This is a genomic window from Klebsiella sp. KTE92, from assembly GCF_000398905.1.
Taxonomy (GTDB): domain Bacteria; phylum Pseudomonadota; class Gammaproteobacteria; order Enterobacterales; family Enterobacteriaceae; genus Klebsiella; species Klebsiella variicola.
Map to the genome: position 1 here is coordinate 1,918,044 of NZ_KB976100.1, position 17,072 is coordinate 1,935,115.

Annotated in this window: 23 protein-coding genes and 1 pseudogene; 21 read left to right on the plus strand and 3 right to left on the minus strand. The window is 46.4% G+C overall.

Annotated features, from left to right (window positions below):
- Positions 1-83: 83 nt before the first annotated feature.
- Complete coding sequence (locus A1WC_RS27450; protein ID WP_064160814.1) at positions 84-419, minus strand: hypothetical protein; 336 nt, start codon at positions 417-419, stop codon at positions 84-86.
- A gap of 1,022 nt (positions 420-1,441) precedes the next feature.
- Here A1WC_RS27450 and A1WC_RS16280 point away from each other — a divergent pair.
- From A1WC_RS16280 to A1WC_RS27875, 4 genes are all read left to right on the plus strand, one after another.
- Positions 1,442-1,657, plus strand: coding sequence for a class II holin family protein (locus A1WC_RS16280; RefSeq protein ID WP_016160648.1), 216 nt, complete (start codon positions 1,442-1,444; stop codon positions 1,655-1,657).
- On the plus strand, positions 1,657-2,154 hold the full coding sequence (locus A1WC_RS16275) for a lysozyme (protein ID WP_016160649.1): 498 nt from the start codon (positions 1,657-1,659) through the stop codon (positions 2,152-2,154). The genes A1WC_RS16280 and A1WC_RS16275 overlap by 1 nt, the downstream gene beginning before the upstream one ends.
- Complete coding sequence (locus tag A1WC_RS16270; protein WP_016160650.1) at positions 2,151-2,501, plus strand: hypothetical protein; 351 nt, start codon at positions 2,151-2,153, stop codon at positions 2,499-2,501. Before A1WC_RS16275 ends, A1WC_RS16270 begins: the two co-directional genes overlap by 4 nt.
- Positions 2,502-3,443: 942 nt before the next feature.
- Positions 3,444-3,593, plus strand: a complete 150-nt coding sequence (locus tag A1WC_RS27875) for a hypothetical protein (RefSeq protein WP_181402670.1) — start codon at positions 3,444-3,446, stop codon at positions 3,591-3,593.
- Here A1WC_RS27875 and A1WC_RS16265 read toward each other — a convergent pair.
- The gene (locus tag A1WC_RS16265; protein WP_016160651.1) at positions 3,577-3,777 is read right to left on the minus strand and encodes a hypothetical protein; all 201 of its coding nucleotides are present in this window, start codon (positions 3,775-3,777) and stop codon (positions 3,577-3,579) included. The genes A1WC_RS27875 and A1WC_RS16265 overlap by 17 nt on opposite strands.
- Positions 3,778-4,101: 324 nt before the next feature.
- Here A1WC_RS16265 and A1WC_RS26010 point away from each other — a divergent pair, with 324 nt between their 5' ends.
- From A1WC_RS26010 to A1WC_RS16230, 9 genes and pseudogenes are all read left to right on the plus strand, one after another.
- A complete protein-coding gene (locus A1WC_RS26010; RefSeq protein ID WP_014228901.1) occupies positions 4,102-4,464 on the plus strand; it encodes an HNH endonuclease in 363 nt (120 codons plus the stop codon).
- Positions 4,416-4,733, plus strand: coding sequence for a hypothetical protein (locus A1WC_RS16260; protein WP_016160653.1), 318 nt, complete (start codon positions 4,416-4,418; stop codon positions 4,731-4,733). The genes A1WC_RS26010 and A1WC_RS16260 overlap by 49 nt, the downstream gene beginning before the upstream one ends.
- On the plus strand, positions 4,730-5,161 hold the full coding sequence (locus A1WC_RS16255; protein ID WP_016160654.1) for a hypothetical protein: 432 nt from the start codon (positions 4,730-4,732) through the stop codon (positions 5,159-5,161). The genes A1WC_RS16260 and A1WC_RS16255 overlap by 4 nt, the downstream gene beginning before the upstream one ends.
- A 248-nt stretch (positions 5,162-5,409) precedes the next feature.
- A complete protein-coding gene (locus A1WC_RS16250; RefSeq protein ID WP_016160655.1) occupies positions 5,410-5,844 on the plus strand; it encodes a phage terminase small subunit P27 family in 435 nt (144 codons plus the stop codon).
- Positions 5,844-6,488 (plus strand): annotated as a pseudogene (locus A1WC_RS16245) (terminase large subunit domain-containing protein); the annotation flags it as partial. The gene A1WC_RS16250 and the pseudogene A1WC_RS16245, both read left to right, overlap by 1 nt.
- A gap of 165 nt (positions 6,489-6,653) precedes the next feature.
- Entirely contained in the window at positions 6,654-7,889 is a 1,236-nt protein-coding gene (locus tag A1WC_RS16240) for a tyrosine-type recombinase/integrase (protein ID WP_016160657.1), read from the plus strand.
- Positions 7,882-8,100: a helix-turn-helix transcriptional regulator gene (locus A1WC_RS16235; RefSeq protein WP_016160658.1), complete on the plus strand. Its 219-nt coding sequence runs from the start codon at positions 7,882-7,884 to the stop codon at positions 8,098-8,100. Before A1WC_RS16240 ends, A1WC_RS16235 begins: the two co-directional genes overlap by 8 nt.
- A 62-nt stretch (positions 8,101-8,162) precedes the next feature.
- The gene (locus A1WC_RS26015) at positions 8,163-8,402 is read left to right on the plus strand and encodes an AlpA family phage regulatory protein (protein WP_016160659.1); all 240 of its coding nucleotides are present in this window, start codon (positions 8,163-8,165) and stop codon (positions 8,400-8,402) included.
- Between the two features lie 318 nt (positions 8,403-8,720).
- Complete coding sequence (locus A1WC_RS16230; RefSeq protein WP_016160660.1) at positions 8,721-9,479, plus strand: hypothetical protein; 759 nt, start codon at positions 8,721-8,723, stop codon at positions 9,477-9,479.
- A 414-nt stretch (positions 9,480-9,893) separates the two neighbouring features.
- Here A1WC_RS16230 and A1WC_RS27880 read toward each other — a convergent pair whose 3' ends face one another.
- A complete protein-coding gene (locus tag A1WC_RS27880) occupies positions 9,894-10,064 on the minus strand; it encodes a hypothetical protein (RefSeq protein ID WP_162881841.1) in 171 nt (56 codons plus the stop codon).
- A gap of 147 nt (positions 10,065-10,211) precedes the next feature.
- Between A1WC_RS27880 and A1WC_RS26020 the strand changes: the two genes are divergently transcribed.
- The 8 genes from A1WC_RS26020 (at position 10,212) to A1WC_RS16200 (ending at position 17,071) form a co-directional block, all read left to right on the plus strand.
- Positions 10,212-10,490: a host cell division inhibitor Icd-like protein gene (locus tag A1WC_RS26020; RefSeq protein WP_071599406.1), complete on the plus strand. Its 279-nt coding sequence runs from the start codon at positions 10,212-10,214 to the stop codon at positions 10,488-10,490.
- Entirely contained in the window at positions 10,483-10,737 is a 255-nt protein-coding gene (locus tag A1WC_RS16225) for a hypothetical protein (RefSeq protein WP_016160661.1), read from the plus strand. Before A1WC_RS26020 ends, A1WC_RS16225 begins: the two co-directional genes overlap by 8 nt.
- On the plus strand, positions 10,734-11,102 hold the full coding sequence (locus A1WC_RS16220) for a hypothetical protein (protein ID WP_016160662.1): 369 nt from the start codon (positions 10,734-10,736) through the stop codon (positions 11,100-11,102). The genes A1WC_RS16225 and A1WC_RS16220 overlap by 4 nt, the downstream gene beginning before the upstream one ends.
- Positions 11,099-12,901 (plus strand): DNA primase family protein, encoded by a 1,803-nt coding sequence (locus A1WC_RS16215; RefSeq protein WP_016160663.1) that lies wholly within the window; start codon positions 11,099-11,101, stop codon positions 12,899-12,901. The genes A1WC_RS16220 and A1WC_RS16215 overlap by 4 nt, the downstream gene beginning before the upstream one ends.
- A gap of 292 nt (positions 12,902-13,193) precedes the next feature.
- The gene (locus A1WC_RS0125005; RefSeq protein WP_032691155.1) at positions 13,194-13,535 is read left to right on the plus strand and encodes a hypothetical protein; all 342 of its coding nucleotides are present in this window, start codon (positions 13,194-13,196) and stop codon (positions 13,533-13,535) included.
- Positions 13,536-13,590: 55 nt separating this feature from the next.
- Positions 13,591-15,063, plus strand: coding sequence for a YecA family protein (locus tag A1WC_RS16210; RefSeq protein WP_016160664.1), 1,473 nt, complete (start codon positions 13,591-13,593; stop codon positions 15,061-15,063).
- A 230-nt stretch (positions 15,064-15,293) separates the two neighbouring features.
- Complete coding sequence (locus tag A1WC_RS16205; protein WP_016160665.1) at positions 15,294-16,460, plus strand: phage major capsid protein; 1,167 nt, start codon at positions 15,294-15,296, stop codon at positions 16,458-16,460.
- Positions 16,461-16,510: 50 nt separating this feature from the next.
- A complete protein-coding gene (locus A1WC_RS16200; RefSeq protein WP_016160666.1) occupies positions 16,511-17,071 on the plus strand; it encodes an HK97 family phage prohead protease in 561 nt (186 codons plus the stop codon).
- Position 17,072: the final 1 nt, after the last annotated feature.

Consider the following 17,072-nt stretch of genomic DNA (forward strand, 5'->3'; position numbering starts at 1 on the left):
CCACTCAGTGGTGGCAGCACCGACGGCGCGTTAAAGAGCACCGCCGGGGCCCTGGTGGGCTATGACCAATTTGTGTGAACTGACTAACCTTTGTCATTGTGTATATCGGAATTACCATCAGGAGGTGCTCGGTCTGTCTCATAGTCATTTGCGGAGTAACAGCGGACGGGAGCGGAATTGGATGGCCTATCGTCGTCGTCGATAGTGGCTATTTTGCATAGCTCACCATCAGCCGTATTAAACAACAGAACCTCGGTCACATCTCCTTTGGCATTTTTCTTTTTTTCGATAAGTTGCCATGTTCCTGCTTGATTTTCGTATTTAGCATGCGGCTCGTCAGGAATTGGTGGGGGAGAAGATCTAGCATCATCACACCCGGAGATGCAAATCATGACAAGAACCGGAAGAAATTTGTTCATGTGATTACCTTGATTTGGCAGAATTTATCGGTAAGACGTTAGATGTTCATGAAAGTTCACTATTGACTTATTCAATTCGGTAACCTGTATGGCTCACATTCGCGGGCTTTTTCATCTATGCACCTGTGCCGGTGCATATCATCCTCAGAGCCTTAACAGGCGTGAGCCGATCAGTGGATCCTATGCATCCTGTCAATATCTGTAGGGGCTGGAAAAGGATTATGCCAAAGTCGAGAGCAACGCCAAAGGCGGTGCGCGCTCGCTGGCGAAATTCACCACAGGCGAGTATGACGCCTTCCTCTGGGTATCTGCGCCGGGCCGGTCGAATAAGTTTCTGGGCGCTGTTTGCCGTTGTGCTGGTTGTAGCATGGCACTGGCTGGCATGCTCATGGATGTGCTGCTGGTTATCCTCGAGGCGTTGGAGGTCTGCAGGTGCTGGTCATTTACAAGAAAAACGTGACTTTGTGCAAAAGGCATAGAAATGATGCCTTTGACAGAATGCCTGCTATTGACGATAAGAGTGATAGCATCATAGATTGTCGGCGTGGTGAATCCCCCTATGCGGAGGGGCGTAAACAGCATTGTTATTATCTGCTAAACCGTATGCGCGAGTCATGGTGGCTGACCAAATGCTCACCGGGAGGCACCCGGCACCACACTTCCACTAAACATATTTAAGATTTATGGCAGGTTTACTTTTGCGGTTGCCCTTCTATGTTTATAGAACGTAACGGCCAAAGTGAATGCTTCCTGGTAAATCGGTAGCTCGGACTATTAGGAGTGCCTTCGTTTCGTTACTACCTAGAATGCCTACTTTCTGCCCGCCTTCAGGCGGGCTTTTTTACGCCATTAATAAGGCGCTTCAGAAAGAAAAGGTAAACATCATTTGAAGGCTGCGCTTTGCGTGGCCTTTCTCGTTTCAGGCTCACGGGAATCATCATCGATACGGCTCGTTGTTAAATCAGCCCGATGGGCCTGACCCACTACACGCACAAAGCACCCCGTTAACCCGGAGGTGGAGTATGTATCGAATGGACAAGCTAACAACAGGTATTGCCTACGGAACGTCCGCAGGTAACGCGGGGTTCTGGATGTTGCAATTGCTCGACAAAGTATCCCCATCCCAGTGGGCCGCTATTGGTGTTCTGGGAAGTCTGGTATTTGGCTTGCTGACATACCTGACGAATCTGTACTTCAAAATTAAAGAAGACCGGCGAAAAGCTGCTCGAGGTGAATAATGTCTCCGACACTACGTAAAACTGTTCTTGCGGCGGTGGGCGGCGGGGCCCTGGCGATTGCCTCTGCACTCATCACTGGCCCGATGGGTAATGATGGGCTTGAGGGAGTGCGATACTCCCCTTATCAGGATGTGGTAGGTGTCTGGACGGTTTGCTACGGCCACGCAGGTAAAGACATCATGCTCGGCAAAACCTATACCGAGGCAGAGTGTCGGGCGCTACTAAATAAAGACCTGAATACCGTCGCCTGGCAGATCAACCCTTACATCAAAAAACCGATCCCAGAAACAATGCGTGGGGCTCTGTACTCATTCGCCTATAACGTCGGAGCCGGGAACTTCCAGACCTCTACTCTGCTTCGCAAAATCAACCACGGTGACCAGAAAGGTGCGTGTGATCAGCTGCGCCGCTGGACCTATGCCAAAGGTAAGCAGTGGAAAGGACTTATTACCCGGAGGGAAATTGAGCGTGAAGTGTGTTTATGGGAGCAAAGATGAGTCGCTTAACCGCCGTTATCATCGCAATAGCAATCCTGCTAATGTCCTGTGCCATTTCATGGCGTATGGGATGGAGTTCCCACGCTGATCACATCAATGCTCAGGCTGCGAAGAAGAGGGAGAAGGCCGAGAATGCCATTAAGCCTGTAGAGGAAAAGGCCGCGACTGCTAACGAAGCGGGTAAGGTCATCTACAAAACAATAACCCGCGACGTGGTGAAATATGTTCAGTCTCCGAATCGTACTGTGTGTAGGTTTGATGATGCTGCTGTGCAGTTGCGTCAGCGCGCCATCGATGCTGCCAACTCCATCCCCGGATTTGATGAGTCCGCCGTGCAAAGCAAGTGACGCAGGGAATGACAGCGATGAAGATTTACAGTCTGATGTAGAAACCGCTCAATGCCTGCGCCAGCTCCGTTTGGATAAGTATCGCTGGCAGGCGTACTATCGGGCGGTGAGTAAGTAACAGGCATAGCACATGAAATAAGTGGCCTTAAGTGAACAAAAAATCTGAAAACAAGACATTCAAGCTTTCAGCATCGAAATGTTTGTATCTAATTCAGGGGATGTCATGCACTATAGGATCTCAAACCACTCTTAACTAAGTAGCCACTCATGACAGTAAACTTACTACCACAACTACCATGCGGTTATCGTTACGGCATTGAGCGCTCGATCCGGCCCCAGACTGGTGCGGAATTTTTTCCGCCACAAGGGTGTGTTATCAAATCTGTTAACTTTGGGGATGGTGTGGTTATTTGTGTGCCCATCCAATGGTACATTAAACAATTAGATTTATGGGTCACTGTCTAAGGAACCATCGAATAATATGTTAGTTACTGGTGACTAACGGATCATTGCGCTAAAAAAATAAGCACAGACGTCTGTTGTTCTGGTTAATGTTCTTGAGAATCGCGAATTACTAGTCTAATAAGCTATTCATCCATTTAAATGATATCGATGGCTGAAATGAAGCTATCCTCACGTTACCACTGCCAGCCAACACCGAAACGGCAGAGGTCATTTAGCAAGCAGAAAATCTCTCCCGGGTGGCTCCTGAGAGATTTTAGGTTTCTAACTGTTACTAACCAAAGGTCGCATACCTATGCGGCCTTTTTTTAGTCGGTTTAATGGTTTGAGGACATCCTGGACGAAAATATTTGATAAAACCAATCAGGGGAAACAGGAATGACCTGTGAGCGGATTTACGAATCGGCGCGAACGTCTATCCCCGATAAGGGATAAAATAACCGATATCCCTTGTCGGGGATAAAAATGAGGAACAACAACATGAAAACGCTAAAACTTACATTTTCAAGATTTGAATCTGTCTCAGGCGAAAGGGATGAATCCACTATTACGCCTGAGATCCAACCCAATCATTCACAAGGTTGGAAAATTAATATAGTAGGTTTGGCAATTTTTAAAGGAACTGAGTAAATTCCTTGGCTGAATCATTTAGTCCAAATTCTTTCAAGTTATCAATGACAGCCTGCCTGGAATCAGGTGTTAATTGAGTCATCAAAAAACCAACGACACATTTCAATTGCCCAATTTCCTTGTTCAATTCGTCGATTGTTTGGGCGTTTGATTCCATTTCTAGGCGTATATGCTTCTTGATCATATCTATTCCTTAAGCAGAGCTAATCAGCCATTCCTCTGCAAGTACAATGTTTAACTGTGTCCCACCACAGATAGGCTGAGCCGCAACCTTACACTCTGAGCTTTCACAGTAACACCCTGATATTTAAACAGTAGCCTCGCATCTGCGGGGCTTTTTTATTCGCAAAAGGTAACGCGATGAAGAACTTAAAAATTGCATACGTAGACGAGAAGCTGGAGGGGATTGAGTGTGACGGATTGTCCTGCTTATCGCTGCCCGTTTCAGAGTTTCCCATCGACAGTACCGCTTTAACTCTTCTCCCTCAACTCATGCTCGAGGATGCTTATGCCACCACGAGCTAAACGACCTTGCCGGCACAGAGGATGCGCGACTGTGACCAATGATGTCGGTGGATACTGTGAGATGCATCGGCAGCAACACGCTGGTGATGGCTGGCGTAACTACCAGCCCGGAAAAACTCGGCAGGAACGTGGTTATGGTCGACCGTGGGAAATTAAACGGGCCCGTATCATGAAGAGGGATAAATACCTTTGTCAGAACTGCAGGCGAGACGGTATTGCCACGAAAGCCTCAAGTGTCGACCACATCATTCCTAAAGCTCATGGCGGTACCGATGATGACTTTAATCTGGAGTCATTGTGCTGGACCTGCCACAGCAAGAAAACAGCAACAGAGAGAACCCGATGAAGAGTTTCAAAATTGAATACGTTGATGGCGTTTTGACCGTTCTGGAGACGGATGGTCAGTCACGAATGAATGAAGCCGTGCATGGCATCCATTTTGAGCATGTCCAGGGCGGCCGCCCACTGCTGAAACTGACGATTGCGCATGATATTGCACCGGCACCGGCTGCTGAGTCGGCTCAGGAACCTTTAGTGGGTGAGCTGGTACAGGAGCAACAATCTCCGCTTCCCGGCGGTCGTCGTTCCCGCCATCGTAGGGGAGGTAAGCAATGATGTATCAACGCACGGATCTGACGCTCTCCATGTTCTATGCATCCAGCGCTGATGCAGACGGGAACAAAGTGGCTACGTTGACGATGCAGGTAATTGCGGCAGAGGTTGGAGCCGTCCAGACCAGCCAGCTGCGATGTATCACCGATAGCGCGAAGAAAAAAACGTATAGCGTAGGTGAACAATCTGTCAGTAATGGTTCTGATCCGTTACTGGTCGCGATTGAGAATTACTGGCGTCAGAGTACGGATGTCGTCGTTAAAGGATTGATCGCCGAGGTGACCGACTTCATCGCAGGGAACATCAACTCAGTCAGCACCTGGATCGGTCAGTTTGGGATGAAGGTGTTCGAGAACCAGCCATTAGGTGAACGGCTACCAGAAAGCGTACTGCAGGCCGATGGAGGCTCCGCTACCGCGACAGGATCCTGAACGCCGGTATAACAACTGGTGTTCATTGAACGTCTGAGATATGCCGGCCCACGCAATGCGAACCATATTCGCCGCCGGCGCAGCCGGAATGACGACCTCCACCTCGACTGAGGCAGCCGCCGCCAGGGGTAGGGGGGAGCAAATCCCTGACCCCTTTCGCGTTTTGGGACTGCCCGTTGAAGTCTATTTTTACACGCCAGAAATAAGAAACTTTTTTCCGGAAGGTTTCATCTATCAAAGGAACGTTTATGGCCGGAGGAATTCGATCGTCCGGTGGTGGCCGAAAACCCACTTTACCCACCGGGCAAAAAAGCAAATTAACACGTATTGCGCCTCCTGCTGAGTTAATGGGGGAGGCGGCAATAAGAATGTGGAAGACGCAAAGCAAAATACTCATCGACCGAGGGGTGTTTGAGCTGGAGGACGCACCTTTGTTGCTGGCTTACTGCAATGCTTTTCATCTGATGCTCGAAGCCGAAAAAATGCTGGCCAGCGGACTGACCTCAGAAAGTGAAATGGGGGGGCTGAAAAAACACCCTGCAGTTAATGTCCGGAATGACTCGGTTTCCCAGCTTGCCCGCCTGGGCTCTCTGTTGGGGTTTGATCCGCTCAGTCGTCTTCGCATGACCAGCGGACAAAAGGATCCGGACGATGACGGGAATGAATTCGATGAGTTTGACTGATGGCAACCTATCCGAACGTCAATGCAGCGAACCAGTATGCGCGGGATATCGTTGGCGGGAAGATTCTGGCGTGTCAGTTAACGATACTTGCCTGTCAGCGACATCTGGACGACCTCGAACGAGCAAAGGATCCCCACTGGCCCTACCGCTTCGATAAAAACAAAGCAGAACGATTTCTTCGTTTTGCCCAGAAAATGCCTCATACCTCAGGGGAATGGGCCCGGCGTAAACTCCGGATTGAATTTGAAGCCTGGCAGAAGTTCGCTCTTGGCGTACCGTTTGGATGGGTACACAAGAAGACAGGCCTGCGTCGTTTCTCTGAAATCTATATCGAGGTGCCCAGAAAGAACGGGAAATCCGCTATTGCCGCTGCTGTAGGAAATTATATGTTTTGTGCAGATGGCGAGCATGGTGCAGAAGTCTATTGCGGCGCCACGACTGAAAAACAGGCATGGAAGGTATTTTCTCCGGCGCTGCAAATGGTGAAAAAGCTGCCGGCATTGCGGCAAAAATTCTCGATAAAACCCTGGGCAAAAAAAATGACGCGCCCTGACGGTTCGGTTTTTGCGCCTGTGATCGGTGACCCGGGGGATGGTGATTCGCCATCATGCGCCATCATTGATGAATATCACGAGCATACAACATAGAGGTTTCAGAGGAACGGTAGTGTTCGTGATTGTTCGTTAACTTAATGAGAGTTATGGTTTTTTTTGATTTTGATGTTCGAGCATGATCGCATCCGTTTTCTCCGTTACGGGCCACTGTGTATTGCAGTGTGTATTGCTTTTGTGTGTGCAGAGAGTGAGAAGATGGCTGCAGAAAATAAACTGAGTGATAGGCAACTAAAAGCGCTACAGGGTAAATCGCAGACTAAGCAGCGGTTGATTTCAGACGGTCGCGGAATGTCGGCGCGAGTTAGCAAGAATGGGGCTGTGAGCTTTGTCATGTTCTACCGTTTGGGCGGTAGGGATACTTCCCCAATATGGCTGACTCTGGGCAAGTATCCGGATATGTCATTGAAAATGGCACGAGATAAACGTGATGAATGCAGGGCTTGGCTCGCTGAAGGTATCGACCCACGTCACCGTATCGGCTTAATCACTGATGTATCGGAAAGGCCAGTCACTGTAAAAGATGCGCTTGATTATTGGTTAGAGTATTACGCCAAGCCTAAGCGCAGAACTTGGGAGGTCTGTGAACAACGGTTTGCCCGATACATTTATGGTCGCCTGGGGGATGTACCTCTAACCCTGTGTAATGCTGCAATGTGGGTAAAGTGTTTTGATGAAGTGAGAAAAACAGCTCCGGTAGCTGCTGGCCATACATTCCGAGACGTAAAACAGGCACTCAAGTTTTGTCGGGTACGCCGTTATGCTATCTCCAACGAACTGGAAGATTTTACCGTTATGGATATGGGGGAAAGGGCTCAAAAAAGGGATCGTGTACTCACAGCTGATGAAGTGAGGGACGTTTGGTATTGGGCGAATACTGAGGAAAACAATACCAAATTATCACCAGTTAACAGGGTGACACTTGTCATAATGATCGTATTCGGTTGCCGTGGACGTGAATTGCGGGAGTCGCTCTGGAATGAATGGGACTTTAAAGAGTGGATTTGGACAGTGCCCAAAGAACACAGTAAGAATGGGCGCGAAATTATTCGCCCAATCCCCCCGCAAATCCGTCAATGGCTTGTAAACCTTCGTGCAATTGCAGAGGAGGAGGGTACCGAGCGCCTACTTAATGGTGAATTTTCAAAACAGACAGTTATGAGCACGGTTGGTAGCCGTTTTTGGCGTAAGTTTAGGCATGAAAAATCATGGTGCCTGCATGACCTTCGTAGAGTTCTTGCAACCAATCTAAATGACATGGGGGTTGATCCCCACGTTGTCGAACAGCTCTTGGGACATACGCTACCGGGGGTTATGGGAATTTACAATCGTAGCCAATATCTGGCCGCAAAACTTGATGCACTGACGAGATGGGTAGACTACCTGAATTCGTTGATCCGTTCAGATGCTAAGGAGGAAAGTTCCAATGTATAAATTCATGAGTAAAGCAGAACTTGAACTGATACCAGATCTGGAACGTGTTATCCGAGAACAGGAATGTTTTTGGATGACTGGTCTACCAAAATCTACTCGTGCTTTTATGGAGAAAAAGGGACAGTTTCCAAAGCATCTTGTGCTGGGCCCTAAAATTTGTGCTTGGCGACTCTCTGAAGTGCAAGAATGGATAAAGACCAGGGCACAGTAAACCGACACTTTTCAAATCACACCCGCTTCTTCAGGCGGGTTTTTTTATAGGATTTTCTGCTGATGAAAAAATTTATTGAACCAACCCCAGAGGAACGCCGGCAGTTACTAAACGAGTACGGTGTTCCATACGACCGTATTGTTCGTGAGAAAGAGCGTCGTGAGATTACTTCGCTTTGTAGATCGTCAGCGTGGGAGATGGAGCAGAATGAAGCATACCCGCAGCGACGCAAAATTGGTAAAGCAGGTGCAGGTTGGCTTCTTAGTGACCTGCTTTTCTGGCTAAGAACTCTTGAGAGGTAATTTCTAGATGTTAAACCTTCAACCTACTGTAATTTATGAAGAAAAGGTGAAGGACTTCCAGTGAAAGATTGATCATCATGAAAAAATGGCAGTTGTTGATAAGGATGGTCTGGAGTAAATTATTACATTGATCGCATTCTTTGTAAGAGACACTGTTTGGATTTAATCGCTCTGGCGAACAGAACTCGTTGGAAGGTAGTCAAAGTTTGAAAAAGGTTAAACTTGGTACTTCTGGTGTTGCATAAATCCTTTCTGAAATCCAAGTGTGGATAAAGGGGAGGAATAAAGTTTATTTAGACTTATTCGGGTGGGTAATAAATGGACTATATAACTGAAGGCGTTTTAGATAAAGTAATTAATGATTTAACTTATAGAGCTAATAAAGCCAGAAAAGCAAGATTTTTAATCGGTGGTTCGATTATCCTCATTGCAACCATGCTTTCTGGGTTCATCACTTATAGATTAACTACTAATCAATCAGATAGTAGCCTTGCTAATACATTCATGGCTTTTAGAGATCGTTTTGTTGTCAGTGAAGATGGTGGTTTGAGAGGATTTATTAACAAAGAATTAGGCCAGGTTTATGAGAGTGAAAAAGATGTAGTTCGTTTGCGAGTAGAGAACGAAAGTTCAATACCATCTGAAAAAAACAAAATTAACAATGACGGGAATGGTAGGCAGATCACACAAACCACTAATAAGAAAGAGGCTCTGGATAATGCAAGTAGGTTGGTTGATTTTTACACAAAAGTGGTTGCGGCGAATAACGGTAAACCAATAAATAAAACGGATGATACTTATAGTAATTTAATAAGCTCCATAGCATTATCTGCAGGTATTGTAGGTTTTCTACTCTATATACTTCAGATTGCTGTAAGTTTTATAAGATATTATTCTAGGCTTGCAGAGTTGTATGACTCACAAAAAACAGCTTTAATTGCTTCTGATGGTAATGTCGAATCCGCAGAGATTTTAATGAAGATATTATCTAATGACCATATTGGATTAGGGAAGGAACCTACTACCTTATATGGAAAAGCATTAGATGTGATTGGTGAGGTAGCGAAGTCAAAATAAGATTTATTAAAAGGCGCGTTTTAATGCGCCCTTCTATATTTATTGAGAATGAAAAACGAATTAATTTAATGATGGTTTTATTTTATGGCGTATAATAGGGTTTTATTACTCAAGGCTTTCATATATAGCTTGTAGATAAATGTATGTCTGTGCCGTACTTTGAAATATGAGTAACTGCATTTCGGGATTGCTCTTTCCTACTCCTATGAGTTGGGGGGTATAGACTGTGTAATATATTAGTGATCCGCGCAATTCGGTGTCGACATGAAATATTGCATTCTCCCGCTTCACGATTGCGCGTCATGATGAAATCTACTGGTTCATATAGCACTGTCAGTATACAAGCATTCATGCTACCGCTGCTTTGGGAGAAAAATCGTATTTTATTATCACTTTCCTTGTAAAGAATGAGAATCAACCCATGGGCTTGATACCGCGTGATTGCAATTCTTTTCGGATAATCCGTTTGATCCAGGTTGCAAGTGATGAGTCACCATCTTTGCGCATTTCTTCTTCAAGTTGCGCACGCAGTTCATGGGCTAAACGGATTTGGTACTGATCAGTTTTTGATTTTTGTGTTGACATTGTAATTACAAAATTCCTATCATCGTCTCGTGTTTGTAATTACAACGTAACTTTCGTTTTTTTGCAACCATAAGAAACGACGAAGCCCCGATGTGCTCGAACACTATCGGGGCTTCTAACCACAAACCGTTAACTGGAGTAACGACTATGGCTGGAACACAGCATACCCAAACTCACCCCAAATTTACATGGCTATTCTTGGCTACCCGAGAAGCGCTTTCTGAATGTTCACCAGTAGTCCTCAGGTGTGATGCAGATTCGGAGGAGGATGCTCGAGCAATCTTCCCCGAGTGGCATCTAACCTTTGCAGCAAAAATCCGTACTGAAAGTCCCTATTCGTTTACATGGACCGACAAAAATCGAGCAACTCTCTGGTCAATTATGGGAGGCGAAATCAGCCTCCCTCAGGAGGCTCGAAATGTATAAGCCACAACTGCGCTATATCGCAGAACTAAAAAATCTTGAGGAGCATGAACAGGAATTGCGTACTGCCGCGCTTAGTGCTGCCCAAGCCAAAATCGTGGCGACTATGCTGGTGTGTTATCCCAATGCAATGGAGGACGGCGAATTCACCGCGCTTGGACAGCTGTTTGAGTCTTTGGCCTCTAATCTGGATAGCTTCTTAAAAGCAGAGCGCGAGCGTTTTGAAACTTGTTCGGAGGTTCAGTCATGATCAGCAACGTCAAATTCAATGAACTGGAAAAACGCTTTGATCTGCTGGTAGAGAAAGTCAACGTTCTTGAAGAAAAAGTAAGAGCGCTGACTGATAGTCAGGGCGGTGAAATCCCTCCCGGTATGACTCCTGTCGCTACGCTGGCGGCTGAGTATGGCATTTCTACCAAAAAAGCGGAGGAACTGGCGAAAAATACGGGCGTTATGATGGTTAAGCTGAAATCAGGTGGCTTTATTGTGCCTGATGAGAAATTCAGGGAAGCGGCCCGACTGGTTCTCCGTAGCGCAAAACGAAAATACGGTTCGGCCTACTGGTTTCATCCGCTGATAGGCAAATTCCAAATGAGCGGAGGGATCCCGAAGTGAAAAATGCACCTAACGTAAAGGCGCTGCCGAAAGACAAGTTTACAGAAGCGATTATTTTCGCGGGTGCCGACGCGTGGAGTCATGCCAAAGGCTGGGAAGAGGGGTTAGGAAAGCAGATCGCGGAAGATACCACGCCTCCTGTTTATCTTGGCCCGCGGCAACTGGAGGAACTGGATAACCTGCGCATTATCGATGATGGCCGCCGAGCTGCGCGGGTGTACCTGGCTGGCGATATCGAGACGTCGATGATTAGTGCCATTGGTGCCAAGCTGGCACAGGCTGGGGTACAGGAGGCAAAACTTTATAAGGGTATTCCCGATACTCATCCGGAGGACTGGCGCGATCATCTTAATCGGATTAGGGAAGGAAAAAGCACAGTAGTAAATCTGCCAGTGACGAAAAGAGAACCAGCGCATGATGAAGTTAGCCCGGCACTTAATCAGATGGGGGCCAGCCAGCGCGGGCAAGTGCTGCTGGCCCATTACGATGGAGACCTGGCTATTCATGCTGATTCGGACATGGTTCACCACTATAACGGTGTGATCTGGAATCCACTCCCGGATAAAGAGCTGCAACGGGCAATGGCGCAGATTTACATTGATGCTGAGGTAGCCTATTCGCAGAACGCCATCAAATCGGCGGTGGAAACCATGAAGCTGAGTTTGCCGGTGATGGGCGTAACAGCCCGCAACCTCATTGGCTTCAGCAACGGCGTATTTGATACCCGGACGGGGCAGTTCAGGGAGCACAGCAAAACCGACTGGTTGTTGATTGCCAGTGAACTGCCATTCAGTCCACCAGCTGAGGGGGAGACACTGGCCAGCCATGCGCCGAACTTCTGGAAGTGGTTACGCCGTTCCGTGGCCAACAACGACCGCAAAACAGACCGTGTGCTGGCGGCGCTATTTATGGTGCTGGCGAACCGGTACGACTGGCAGCTGTTCCTTGAAGTTACGGGCCCCGGCGGTAGCGGCAAAAGTGTGATGGCGGAAATATGCACCATGCTTGCGGGCAAGGCCAATACTGTATCAGCCAGCATGAAAGCGCTGGAGGATGCCAGAGATAGAGCGCTGGTGGTTGGATACTCACTTATCATCATGCCGGATATGACCCGCTATGCTGGCGATGGCGCCGGGATTAAGGCAATTACCGGCGGTGACAAGGTTTCTATCGATCCTAAGCATAAAGCGCCATATTCAACCCGTATTCAGGCTGTGGTGCTGGCGGTCAACAACAATGCAATGACCTTCAGCGACCGGAGTGGTGGGATATCGCGCCGCCGAGTTATATTCAACTTCACGGAAATAGTTCCGGAAAACGAGCGCGATACGATGTTGGCTGAAAAGATAGAAGGTGAGCTGGCCGTCATCATTCGCCATCTGCTGACCCGTTTTGCAAGCCAGGACGAAGCCAAACAGCTGCTGCACGAACAGCAGAAGTCAGAAGAAGCACTGGCTATCAAGCGAGAAGGGGATTCGCTGGTGGATTTCTGCGGTTATCTGATGGCGTCGGTAGTTTGCGATGGAATGTTTATCGGTAATGCGGAGATTGTGCCATTCAACCCGCGCAAATATTTGTATCACGCCTATCTGGCTTACATGCGAGCCAATGGTCTGAGTAAGCCGGTTTCTCTGATGCGGTTTGGAACCGATATGCCAGGCGCAATGGCTGAGTACGGCAAGGAGTACCTAAAGCGCAAGACCAAACATGGTATACGTTCCAATGTAGCTCTGCATGACGATTCAGAAGACTGGATGCCATCATGTAATAGTATATCTGCAAGTGGTGGGGTAGAGTAAAGTTATTGATAAAGTGTTCACCACTATTCATCATGGTAAAAAGTCCTTTTATTACATGTTATTAGATGGTGAACACTACTTTGTGAAGTATTCATCAGGTATTCACCTGTTCATCTTTTGCTTGTTTTATGTTCTAAAAGGTGAAGGGGGGAGGTGAACACTTGTGAATACTTAAAGGTGAGGTGTTCACCGCTTAACTTAATGAATTTTAACGATAAAAAGATAAGGGTGAACGGGTGAATACTTAAGCATATACTATTTCTATTAAATTTCATTTGCTACGGAGTATTGGATGCAACGGCTTATTGAAATCAAAGAGCGTCTGGGTGTCATCGAAAGGTATCTTGATATACAGGCCCCGTTTTACAAACGAGATCTTAATATCTCAACTTTAATCACTGATCTAAAGGACTGTGTAGAGAGAAACCATAAATGGTTACAGCGCCAGAAATGTCAAGGTATGTTAACTGAGTTTGAATCAATATTTATTGAGCCAGCAATTAATGATATTTATCTATCTTCGATAGTTAAGCTTAAACGAGGCGTAAAGCCAAGTGATACAGTAAATAATTATATATCTGAATCCTTATCCACTGTTGACTATTGGATTTCACATATTCCTAATGATCAATGAATTATGAATGGTGTGTTTTTTCTTTATATTTAATCTAAATGCTTGTGGTGATGGTATGTTGACTGAGATTGTTAAAAGGGTTGGTGTTAATCGTACTGAAAAAATATTGGCATCGTTAGGTGATAAAACTTTTTTAGGATTGTGGTCATTTCCAAATGTATATAGCGATGAAGGTATAACTAAAAGTAAAGTAGGAAAAGAAGTTTGTGACCTTTTAGTAGTGTTTGAGAATAATGTTATTATCTTTTCTGATAAAGACAATAAGTTTCATGACAATATTGATATCTCTGTAGCTTGGAGAAGATGGTTTAAAAAGTCTGTTGTTGGTTCTGTAACACAATTGTATGGCGCTGAAAAGTTCATTAAGGAGTATCCTGAACGATTATTTTTAGATGAAGTTTGCACAACAAAATTTCCAGTTGAATTTCTTGATCATATGCGTTTTTTTTTAATTGCAGTCACAAACAATAGTTGTGTGCAAGCGAAGAGATATTTCGATGGTATATCAGAAGGAAGTTCAGGGACGTTTGTGAATATTTTCCCATTTAACGCTTCTGATTGCATGGATGAACCATTTTGTGTAGGAGATTTATACCCAAGTAAAACATTTGTGCATGTTTTAGATGAGGTCTCTTTGAAATTGCTTCTAACTGAGTTAGATACTATAAATGACTTCATAGGCTACTTAGCAGAGAAGGAAAGGGTAGTTAGAAATGGTACGCTGCACACAAGCAGCGGGGAGGAGGAGACACTAGCAACATACATTTTAAACAATAAAACGATTGTAAATAGTGATGATATCCCTGCTAATTCTATTGTTATGATTGATGAATATAGGTGGAAGGAATTAATAGAGTCATTTGAATATGCAACTCATTGCTCCTTTAAAATCGGAAGTGTTTTTTGGGATAAAATGATAAAAACATTCTCTGATTCAATTTTGTCTGCAAATGTTGGTGCTGGAAGAAATATGGACTTTGGTGTTCATGAGATGGTTTTAAGGCAATTGGCATCTGAAAGTAGATATTCCAGATATATTTTGTCCCATAATTTTCTTGATAAATTAAAGCAAGTCCCGAAAGATCGCAGGAGTGCGAGAGTTATAGAGTCTCCTGATTTTAAAGGAAAGTATTACTTATTCCTTTTTTTCCCTAGAGACCGGGGGCAAGGATATGATGAGTACCGTCAGGAAAGACAGGGATGTATGCATTCATACGCATTGGTGGCTAATTATAAATACCCTGAAATAAAAGAATTGATAATAATCGCTACAGAGCCTAAAGATGCAGAGGGTCGTTCGGAAGATATAATTTACTTTAACACTTCAAACACTTTAACAAGAGAAGAGAGACGATTGGCGAAGGAGTTAATGAGGGAGCAAATGGTTCTGACTAATTTTTTATCGGAAAGGAATGTTGGACCGAACATGGAGCGTTCTTCTGCTGCAATAGAATTACCCAAAGTTGGTCGTAATGAAAAATGTCCCTGCGGTTCCGGTGAGAAATATAAAAAATGCCATGGGAAATAAGTGTAAATTATTTGTTTGTATGTATTCATGGGTGTTTTTATAAAGCGGGTGGGGTTTACTTAATTAACTTCATGTATAACTTAAAGAGTGGCACTCAGACGTGAGCCGCCACAGGCCGTTTAATCAAGCTGTAGTGAGCACAGCCTGAGAGAGTCAGAAAAAGGTTAAACGGCCTTACCCCTTCCCGCGCTGGTTTCACGTCTTAACGTTAATTGTTACGGAAACCACTCATGAAAAAATTACTCGAATTACGCCAGCAGAAAGCCGCACTCAAAACCCAGATGCGTTCCATGCTGGATAAAGCCGACACCGAAAAGCGCAGCCTGAATGATGATGAGGGCAAGCAGTTCGACGAACTTCGTGCCCGGGCTGATGCGCTTGAAGTTGAAATCACCCGTCTTGAAGCCGTCGCCGACGATCAGCGCAATCAGCCTGGTACTTCCGTTGAAGGTGAGCAAGTAAGCAACGACGAACTGCGACACTACATCATGACCGGTGATACCCGTTCTCTCTCCACGCTGGTTCCTGCTGAGGGCGGCTATACCGTTATCCCTGAGCTGGACAAAGAGATCATGCGCCAGTTGCAGGATGATAGCGTGATGCGATCTATCGCGACAGTGAAGACAACCAAAACCAACGAATACCAGAAACTGGTATCTGTGGGCGGTGCTGCCGTTAAGCATGGGGCAGAAGGTGAAGCGCGTGCCGAAACTACCACACCGAGAATGGAACGTGTGGATATCAAACTCAGCCCGATCTATGCATACCCGAAAACCACTCAGGAGATCCTCGATTTTTCCGAGGTGGATGTTCTGGGTTGGTTATCTTCTGAAATCTCCGACACCTTCAGCGCTACTGAAGAAAATGATTTTGTTAACGGCGATGGTGTGAAGAAGGCTAAAGGCTTTCTGGCTTATGACCGAGTGGCCACCGGCGATAAAACCCGACCTTTCGGTACGCTGGAGAAAATGGAAACGACTGCTGTTAACTCAGATGGTTTGATCGACCTGCTATACAAGCTGAAAGCGAAATACCGCAAGAACGCCGTATGGGTGATGAACTCGAATACTGCGGCCACGCTTCAGAAGCTGAAAAACGATAACGGGGACTATATCTGGCGCGATCGTCTGGTCGCTGACTCTCCTGATACGCTGCTGGGCCGTCCGGTTCAGTATCTGGAAACTATGCCCGATGCAGCTCCGGGAGAAGCATTTCTGGCGGTTGGCGACTTTAAGCGCGGTTACTTCATTGTCGATCACACCACTGGCGTGCGCACCCGTCCTGACAATATCACCGAACCGGGTTTCTACAAGGTGCATACCGATAAATACCTGGGCGGCGGCGTGGTGGACTCCTGCGCCATCAAGGTGCTTGAGCTTTCCGGCTCCGGTTCCTGATCTGACGTTTAAGGGGCTTCGGCTCCTTTTGCCCTCTGTGGAGTCCAGTAATGAAAACAATCGATTTTGAAATCCGTACCTCTGAGCTGAGCGCCAGCAACAAAAAGCTGGTGGGCTATGCCGTGCGCTGGAACAGCCTGTCAGAAGTTATCTGGGATGAGTTCCGCGAGCAGTTTGTACCGGGGGCGTTTAAAGATAGCCTGGCATCCGGTAGCGATGTGCGCGCACTGTACGAGCATAACTATACCCAACTGCTGGGGCGCACTAAATCCGGCACGCTGGTGCTGTTCGAGGACGATACCGGGCTGCGCTTCGAGCTGACCCCGCCGAATACCCAGCTTGGGAATGATGTGCTGGAGCTGGTGGAACGTGGGGATATTTCCGGCATGAGTTTTGGTTTCCGTGCGCTGAAAGAGGCGTGGGATATCGGCCAGTCTCCGTACCTCCGTACTGTAATAGCTGCCGACCTGCGGGAAATCACAGTTACGTCTATGCCTGCTTATCCTGAATCTGGTGTGGAAATCGCGCACCGTTCACTTTTCTCCCAACATCCTGAACTGCGTCGCGCTGGCGATAATCGTCGCCGCTGGGCTGAATTAGCGGGGCTTTGAT